Here is a 9,920-nt window from a genome sequence, read left to right as displayed (position 1 = left end):
ATTTTCATTTCCCCAAAATAAAGTATCATAGGTTTCAGCGCTTAAACAATTCCAGATATATCTTCCTGGAAGTAGTCCAGTGAGGGTGAGGCTTAGCTCATCACTATTCTGTGTGGTGTAGATCTCCCACGTTCCTGTGATGTTAGTGTACAGCGAGATATTTTTTGTTCCGTAGTAGCTCTGTGCATTGCAGGAGATGCTCACGCCCCCATCTGCTCTATGGAAGGAATTGTTCATTGGCTGCATGAGAGAAATAGTTGTGGTATCATTACGCACTTTTCTGAGGATAATACCTCCTTGGGGAGAGAGATTTAGGGTTGTTACTGGATACCCATCATTGTAGAGGTTTCCTTTATTATCTTGATCTATGCCAATAATTCGTGCATAACCTGGTTCTATGTTGATCGTTCTATTTTCATTGTCCAGGCTTATAAGAGCAATCCCCTTTTCAAAATCTCTTCGATAGACGTCACTATATCCCTGACTCGAAAGATTATAGATTGTTTTAGTTTCCTTTCCTAGCCATTTCAAATATTGGGCACGGTTAGCACCACAGATAATCCCACTTTGACTGTGATTATAGCAGAGGATCTCACCGCTGTACAGGGGATGCTTTGCACTGAATCCATAAGGATCAACACTAAACTCGTCAAACCAATCATCTCTTGGGCCGACATCTTCATTTCCTTTACTTTCTAAATCGAGAACACAAGTAGGAATACCTGTCGCGTGACTCCAGGTGTGGCCATAATAGCCATCACCGAAAACTAACGTCATTGCCATGATATTTCTATGATCCTCCCAATTATTGCTGTTGATGTGTCCCTGGTAGTATTGACCACCCTCGTAATAGTCTCGATCTCTTTCTGAAATAAACGAATAGACGGGTTGTGCTAGAAAATTGGGATTGTAATGGGTCTGCCGATACTGCTCTAATGACTCGAGATAGGTACCCTGAAAGTTACCATTAAAATCTTCGTAATTTCTTCCATTAGTGGTCAGATGAGGCAAGGGATTACTGGGATCTGGCCCAGGGACGAGGTAGCCATTAACCATAACTGCAAACTCTGGCCTTCCTTGATCACTGGCTTTCTGTTTAATTAAGCCCGAATATTCTTCATAGATGGGATAGAGTTGAAATTCTACATCAGCGAAAGCATCAACATTGCCGTCTAAATCTTGGTCTAGCCTATACTCAGAGGGGCTGGAGCCAGAAAATCGAAAGCCATAATCGCGTTGTAATTCACCATCTGCATCATAGATGACACCGTCATTGAGATACACTCCCTCAAATGCAGCAGGGACTAAGAAATAACTAACATAGTCTGATGCTGCCTCTGGCCAGTTAACCGTCGTTCCAGAAAAACTATCCACGCGTAATTGATTGCAATTCGTAGTAGCTTCTAAATCCTTTCTGCAGTAGAGGTTCATCTTAAAGACTAAAGAACCAAAACCGGGTGAAGAACTCGAGATAAATCCGGCTCTATCTCCAACTGCATACGATTGAGGCTCTCCGTAGACAGTTCTGTCTGTAGTTCCTTCCTTATAGGAAACGGTAATGATACCGTAATCAGCAGTAAACGTAATCTCTTTAACAGCCATGATCTCTACCGTACCTCTACCGCCACCTAAATCATTATCAAAAAAACTAAAATAAATCCAGTCGTATTTATTGCCTTCATTCCAATACTCTGCTGGACCATTCGTATAAGCCCCTAAGTCAGCTAGCACTGTGGGGTTAATGTCAGTTATTGGAAACTTGAATTGGTTTACTGAACCATCACTGCTGACTGCTTCCTGTAGCTGTGTTAATGGCGTGTATGCAAACCATCGTGGACTTAAAGAGTCTGCGAACCAACGAAGAGGGTTGTTAGCACTAAAACCAAAATTTGCAGTCTCTTCTTCTTTTAATGACTTGTGGGAAAATATTTTCAAATTTGGATTCAATACTTTAGCCTCTTTCCAGATTTCTTGCTTACTAATCCCATTGTTGCCAACATCGTACACTTGGCCTGCATGAGATCCAAAGCCCCATAATCTTCCATAATCATAACCTCCATTAATCTTACTGGAGACGACACCTCCGGTGGTAATCCCCTCATATGCGCTGAGTGCAAGATAGCAACCTGAGTTGTTATCAAGATTCGAAAAAATATTTGCTCGAAGCATAGGATATCGAAGTTCTGGTAAACTGTCTCCTGCCGGAGCGTTTGGATCATCTGTTCCTTCATCATCAGTTCCAAAACTTTTTTCTTTTAAGGGAAAGGCTTCCTCAACAACTGATGTAAGTATGTGTACTGCTTTTGCAAAGAAGTTAGTCCTTTCTATTCTTTCTTGCTTTTCTGGTGAATCCGTAGATAAACCTTCACGACGATTATTCGGAGTTTCAGTGATCATCAGTTCTAGAGCTACAACAAGTATGAGCGCAGCTATTACATATTGCATCCAGTAGGTAGGCGTCATACCTTTTTTTTTCTGCTCAACCTGAGTTTTTTCGCCTTTTTTGTTGTTGTGATCTCTTTTCATGATAAAACAGATTCTACTTATTTTTCAACGTGACCCATGCCTCATTGATTCCCATTAAGATAATAATGGTAAGGATAATGCTTAAAATAATGATAAACATCCAGCTCAACTGTTTTTCTTTTTTGAGTTCGTCTATTTCGATGTCTTCGGTAACATCAGTTCCATTAACAAAGATTGGTTGTACTTGGTTTGATTGATCAAGGGTTATAATCAATTCTTGAGCTGCCTGTGAGTCATTTCTTTCTTCTACGTTGTCTAATCCTTCATTGTTGTTGCTCCTGTTATTTTCATTATTGGAAGTATCATTTTCATCTGAATCACTTCCAAGGCTTCCACCTCCTCCCCCTCCACCGCCTCCTCCACCATTCCCGTTATCTCCACCATCATCGCATGGTTTTTCTTGATTATTATCGCCGGTACAATCAGGTGTAGGAACACAAGAGCAACTGCATTCTATTACATGCAGTATCACTCGTTATAGAGAACGATTGTCCTGTTGCTCTATGGGTATTATCAATCTCAATATTACTCAAAAAACTCATGTTCTGTTCAACAGCAACCTGAAAGCTATAGCGCATATTTGCTTCTTCCCAGTTGGTTAGGTTCCACCACTTCAGAACATAGTAAGGAAAGCTTGTGTTGAGACTTACATTGCCACTTATGTTCACGATGCTATTTGCTCCAAGTACCGTAAAGTTTTTAGTGTAGTGTGTTCCATTGTTGGAAACCCCATCTATACGTAATGTTGGTGCAGGGACACTGAAGTATAACCAAACGTTGGTTTGTGAGAGATTCGCAGTCCAACTGAGATTTTCTCCAAGATCAACAACATCCTTCCTGCCGAAGCGTTCGTTACTTTCTTGTCCCTCATGAACTGACCATGCAAATCCGTTTTCCCATCCTAGTGGCTTGTGTATGACAACATTCTCAATTGCAGGTGATGTTGCATAGATTACGGGCATGCGGAAAGTAACATTTGACCCATCAATACTAACCGTAACATTGAGCTGCTCATAGTCATCTCCATTGGTGTAAACGGTTTCTGTACTTGTGGTGAAATTACCTTCACTGGAGTTTACTTGTTCTGTGTTTGTTGCTGCGGTAATTACGTAATAGTAAATTGTATTTTTGGCCAAATTGTTGAGTACCAGTGTTTGATTCATATCCAGCGTACTGTTTGTCTGTTCCCAGGTATATATTCCTGATTCATTACCATAGCGAATGGAGCCGTTCGCAGGTTTATTGGTACTCCAATTAATCATTACTTGGGCAAAGGTCATCTCTTTCACATTTATCTCAGTAATTGCTAGAGGGTCTTCACTATCTGTTGAGGTTACTGTTAGTTCTTCTTCTTTCGTCTGTGGTGAGGTAATTCTCAATGAATCGTTCTCCATGATGGTTGCCACGATGTAGTATTCTGGGTCTGGATCAAATAAGCCATCGTACTGCCATTCTGTGATCCATGAGGTGGATACATTCTCTTGAGTGATGCTCATCGGCAAAGGATTAGTATTAACAGGATCTTCGCCAATGAGATCATCCTCTACAATTTCAAAGGTAAGCGTGTAGCCTGTACAGCCACGGGTAGCAACGGATATATTCACCATTTCTCCTGCAGCAGCAGTAAACTGGCTCCAGAAGGCACGGAGCAACTGGCAGTTTCTAGTAATATTTGTATTTCCTTCTTGAATAATCAGATAACTTTCTTCGTTGATGGTTTCAGGTATAGTTAGATATCCAGTTCCATTGGTCATAATAACGCGTGCATCAAAAATACTAGTATGAGATGCATCAGAGAGCACTATAGTGTAGTTAGCAGAGACACGCAGGCCACTAAGGTTAAGCTTTACTTCTACAGGATAGGTCACACTTTGTATCCAGAGTTCTTTTTTCGAGTCATTCCATTGCGTGATGTTAGTAACTATTGTTTGTGAAGGAATTATATGAAGAGAAGATTGCTCTGCAACAATAAATGAATCCTTTTCAATGGATGTTTGTATGCTTGTCATTCCTGTAGGTGAAATCGTGTGCTGCAATTGATACGGTACATTTTTTTGATTATGTACTAAAAATAACCGAGTCCCATTGACATTTTCATAGGTGATGTTGGATGATGCATTCATTGAGCTGATAAGCAGCCATTCATTGTTTTGTGCAGTTTTCATTTTGGCAAGTATAACTAATTCCTGGATTCCATAGGCTGGAAGATATGGATTTGCTTGTGGAATAACATGGAACACTTTTTCATCCATGGTTGTGTATCCACCATCTTGACTCATTGCGTAGACTGCATGATACAAGGGACCAGGATCAAATGAACAAAAAGGATCTGCAAACGGCACAGATACAGATGAGACATTGAACCGTAATGCAAAAAGATTAAGGGCTCCTGCATTTGCAAAGTTTTCACATTTTGACGTTCCAAATCCATTAATCAAGAGCGCATCAGTTAATTGCTGTCCATGCACTATTCTCTGGCGGTCATTTGGTCTCAAAAATTCTTGTGGATCGACGTAGCCAAATCCGCCGTCTCCTATACCATACACATCTACTTCATTCGGGACCATCAGGCGAGGCTCAAAATTCCATCCTAAAATAATATCAGGCTTTGCTGCACGTAATGCAGGGATGAGTTCATTCCACATCTGCGCGATGCCACCTTCGTATGATACATTATAGATTTCTCCATTCCCTAATTGTCCGGTAACCACACTCGGCCAGGTGACATCAAATCGGTATCCATCAATACTATCTCCATACGCTTGGATATCATTAACGAGTTTGTCAACCACAAACTTTCGACAGCTTGCATTTCTTGTATTAAGAAGTCCATTTGATGAAGTTGCTGGCGCATTAAATGGGTTGCCATCCTTATCTTTAGCAATGCAATTCCTTGCATCGAGGTAATTATACATAAAACTTCCATAGGGTTGTTCAAAAACACTATTGTAAGCGACAACCTTGAGACCAGCGGCTTTTAATGCTTGGGCATGCGAAAGTTTTTCTGGAGAAGGACCTAGTCCGCCGAGGAATGCGCAACCTATCCCAATATAATGGCCACAGGAATCATAGGAGGAGTTTATATCAGAAAAGCTGAGTTCAACACCAGTGACGTGGTTAACGATGAGATCATTGAGTTCTTCCTCTGTGAGCACTTCTGTTGCATCGAGCAATGAAGCAAAGTTACCCTCTTCATCTGCCACTGAAACCTGTACAGTACGTGGAGTTGTCGATAACACCGCAGTATACCATTGCGTAATCATATACTCGTTTTTTGCATCAACCAATAACGGATTAGGTTCCTGAATTGCGGGCAAATAGAATGGCTCGATGATGTAGGTTATGATTGTGGTATCTTGAGTGACGCTCACCAAGCCCGAGTCATCAGCAGAGGTATTGAAATCTTGGGGAATGATCCTTGCACGTACTGATGCTTCATCGGTTCCATTATAGACATGTGTTTTATAGTACCTTTTGCCTGTTAAGAGTTCCTGTCCTGTTGGTGCTATGATAATGCCATGACTTTCATTAAACATTCCCACACCAGGAAGGTATGTTTCTTTTTTTGGATAGATTGATGTCATTTGTACGGCTTCTGATGGAAAAATTCCATGAGGGCCTTTAAATGACGCGAGTGTTTTGAAAGGCATAGAAGACGTGTAGATAACCGCTGTTGTCATTCCTTCAGGTACGGTTTCATATGTTCCTTTTCGTGAAATATTCATGCGTGTTTGGACGAGATCAGTAGACAACAGTTGTGTGTCCCACCACACTACCCAAGATGAAGAAGAGAAGTTCAATTGTACTGTTGAAATGTTCTCATAACTATTAATCAGAGAAAGGTCTTCTTCTGTGTTCAGCAGGAGTATAACAGCTATTTGCTTACTTGATGAGCGCTCTGAGACATTTATCGACAGGATTCCTCTGTCTTGTGCCATAGAGAACGTATAGTTCCTTCCTCTTAATTCCCAGTTAGTTTCCTCTGGTTTGCATACAGAATCGTTTCCGTCTACAGCTTGGTTACAGTCATTGTCAATGCCATCATTACAGTCCTCTGTTGCACCCGGATGTGTATCGTTATCAAAGTCATCACAATCAAGACCACCACAAATCCCCGATTCATAGCCGTCATTGTCACCATCCATACACATTGTTGTCAATGCTGCGCGATCTTGCAGCGTTGGATTATAATCTTTGATTGCATTGTACAATTCTTCCCAAACTCCTGTGGTATTGGGAAGATTAGTAACATCATACGGACCGTCAGGGCAGGTGCTGTCTGACTGGTTATAGCTGGAGTAATTATCACCAGCAAGCAAACCAAAATTCATGTAACAATCATCAGGATCACAATTGAGCTCCCTATTTTCAAGAGAGAAATGACTATCAATGTAGCTGTACCATACAGCACCAAGAACAAACGGATATTTGATAGATTCATTCATGTAACGCTGGTAAAATTCTCCTCGTCTGCTTTGATTCTCTGCAATCGGATACCCTTCACTACTGCACTTTTCCCAGTCTTTATGGAGATAAGAGAATTCAGCAATGAGGACTGGTTTTTTAGCCAGCGCGTACCATTTTTCCATGTGGTCTCTAAAACTAAACGGAAAACCATCGTAATATTCGTAATCCATACGTTGATAATAGTCAATGGAGAAGACGTCAGCAAATTTCATCTGTTCTTCCATTGCTTCTGGATCGATATCAATAGCAGATTTATAGCCGAGGTTCATATGGTTGTTTGCAGTGTAATTTTCCATTGCTTCATCTACGGTAGTCATTACCTTTCTGACGAGCAACCGATTAAAGTGGTGAAGATCTGCCAATCGTTCTGGGCCACCGGTCTTCCCGAAGGTTGAGGGATATTTTAATACGGTCCCATTCACAGTACGATACAAGTCTTCGTACAAACAATCCCATGGTAGCCCAAACAATTCCTGAAAGTTGCTGAATGAGAGAAGCCCACTACAAATTCCTGGTATGGCATTTTCACGTTCGCTGAGATTATAGAAGGTATTCAGTTTTGCAAGCTCTTCCCCAGGATAAAGCTCCTGATACTGGGCAATCATGCCATCAACATATGCTTGTTTCGCATAGGGCATTGGTTTTCCCTGACTATTGTTATTATCCATGGTATTCTGGATCCATGCATGGAAATAACCGGTTTCTATTCCATTGAACGGTTCGTTGCTAATATAGTACCCCACAATGAGAGGATTGATGTCCTCGCTAATGCCATAACTTTGTGCTATGCTTACAACATTGGCTTCCCAGCTTGGGGACCAGACATCTGCATCTTCTTCAAAATTCCCCAAAAATTCGAGATTTGGTGTGATGGGAAAGTATCCCTGGAACCATCCAAGGGGAGAGGCATGACCAATCATATTCATTGATATACTGCTAAGCATACTCACCGAGCTGCTTACCAGTGATTTAATAGTGGGATATTGCTGCTCATAGTAGCTCTCATCAAAGTATCCAGGAACAATGGAGCTCATTCCTGAGAGGAAAACCCGTTGTCCCATAGGATTAATAAACCATAATCTGTTTTCCAGTTGCTCAATGTGGTAAAAGCCTGTTTTTTCTCCGTAGGGTTCTTCTTTAATACCCGGGTATTGACTACTGAAGTTTAATGTCCGATCTAGAGTAACTGGATCATGGCCGGATTTTTCGCACGTTACCGTGTATGTCAATAATTCATTTTCTTGCGTTGTAATCGTTCCGGTGTACCCTGAAACATTGAATGGAAAACCGAAGATTCCTTCCAGAGAGAACTGACTCTTATAGGTTGCGCTTACAGTTTCATAGGGAGTTTCAATCGTACAGAGACCATCGCTTATTTGCTGGTCATAGGCATCACGATAGGAAATGTATACCACTACAGGATAAAAGGGGTACAATTCGTGCTTGTGTGGTTCACTAAGCATTCCCTCATCAAAAACAACAACAGAATCTTGTGTGGTTATTGTTAGATTATCAAGCCGTACTCCCAACAATCCGATGGTGGTGAGGTTTAAGGTTCTAGGGGTACCTGAGACACCGATATAGTGGTATTTCTCGAGAAGTACCTCTGAATAGGGATTTTGTTCTCCCGGAGTGTATAGTGACCTTCCTCCACCACCCGTAACAATGTACTGCACACCATTAATGGGTTCCATCCTCTCGTAGAAGTGTTGATGGCCATTGAAAACAAGATCAACACCAAAAAAGGAGAATAAAGGAGTTAATGTTTCTCGCACGTCGAGGTCAGTACTATGGTACGCTGAATCACTTGCATACGCAGGATGGTGAAAATAGACAATCTTCCATTGTTGGTCAGTACGATTTAAATTGCTGAGCAAGAATAAAAACTGGGGAGATCCAGGATGGTAATCCTCATTGGTGTCGAGCGCAATGAGCAATGCATCTCCGTATTCGAAGGCATAGTATTTTTCAGTTGAAGCAGGATCACTCTCACTGAGTCGCTCATTCGGAAGGTAAAAGTTATCCACGTAGGGCTGTCCATCTTCAGTAACAATATCGTGATTACCAAGGCTTGGGAACATAGGTACAGAGAGGCTTATGTTTGCATAGGGATCGAAGTAATTCATGTTGTAATCTTCTTGCCTTCCAGAATCGTAAACGATATCTCCCGTGTGGAGCATGAAATCATAGCCTCTCTGCACACGATCCTCTTCCATAACTTTTGCAAGTAAATATTGTGGATGTTCAGTGTCACCAAACGCATCACCCGAATCACCAAAAACAATAAAGGAAAAATTACTTCCTGGTGATCGTTGAGAACTAAACGATGCTTCTACAATGGTATTTCCGTTCAACATAACTTTGTAGTAATAGGTTTTATCTTGTTGGAGATTTGGTAAGGTTGCTTCATGAAGGTAGACATTTTGTTCAGGCAGATAGGTCCGTTGACTTGCAACTACATTTCCATAACTGGGTGTAAGCCCATAGCGAACTTCTCCTGGCTCGTCTGCAAGCGATTGCCAGATTACCATCATTTCATTTGCTTTTGGACGCTGGAGATATGGTCCACGGGGAACATCACCTACAGCGCTTAGTGAAGGTGGCTCTTCCTCTACTTCCTGGATGTTGGTGGCATCATTGTCCTGAGTAGCACTGTTCGCGTTATTGTTATTCGGATCATTATCGTTATCATTATTATCATCTTGTGGTTCAACAATATTGGCAAGATCTTTCGTCATGTCCTTGACCAGTTCAGCAGCCTTTCCAATCAGTGATTGAGACAGGGGTTTTTCATGAAACGCTCCTTGCTTTGGTAGTAGCGTAATCTCTGTTATGGCTGGAATGATCATAAGTAAAAGAAGTAAATGGATCAGCCAGTTTTTCTGCAGTATCACTTTTTTTTGAGATTTTACGTCTTTGTGTGTCAT

Annotated in this window: 3 protein-coding genes; all 3 read right to left on the bottom strand. The window is 41.3% G+C overall.

Annotated elements, in window-relative coordinates; genetic code table 11:
• Positions 1-2,526 (bottom strand): hypothetical protein (locus HYW21_04290; GenBank protein MBI2548543.1); only part of this gene is annotated, 2,526 nt, incomplete at its 3' end.
• Positions 2,527-2,539: 13 nt separating this feature from the next.
• Positions 2,540-2,998 (bottom strand): hypothetical protein, encoded by a 459-nt coding sequence (locus tag HYW21_04285; protein ID MBI2548542.1) that lies wholly within the window; start codon positions 2,996-2,998, stop codon positions 2,540-2,542.
• Positions 2,949-9,920 (bottom strand): metallophosphoesterase, encoded by a 6,972-nt coding sequence (locus HYW21_04280; protein ID MBI2548541.1) that lies wholly within the window; start codon positions 9,918-9,920, stop codon positions 2,949-2,951. The genes HYW21_04285 and HYW21_04280 overlap by 50 nt, the downstream gene beginning before the upstream one ends.

It is taken from the genome of Candidatus Woesearchaeota archaeon, from assembly GCA_016187565.1.
Taxonomy (GTDB): Archaea; Nanobdellota; Nanobdellia; order Woesearchaeales; family JACPJR01; genus JACPJR01.
This window is presented reverse-complemented; position numbering and strand designations above follow the sequence as displayed.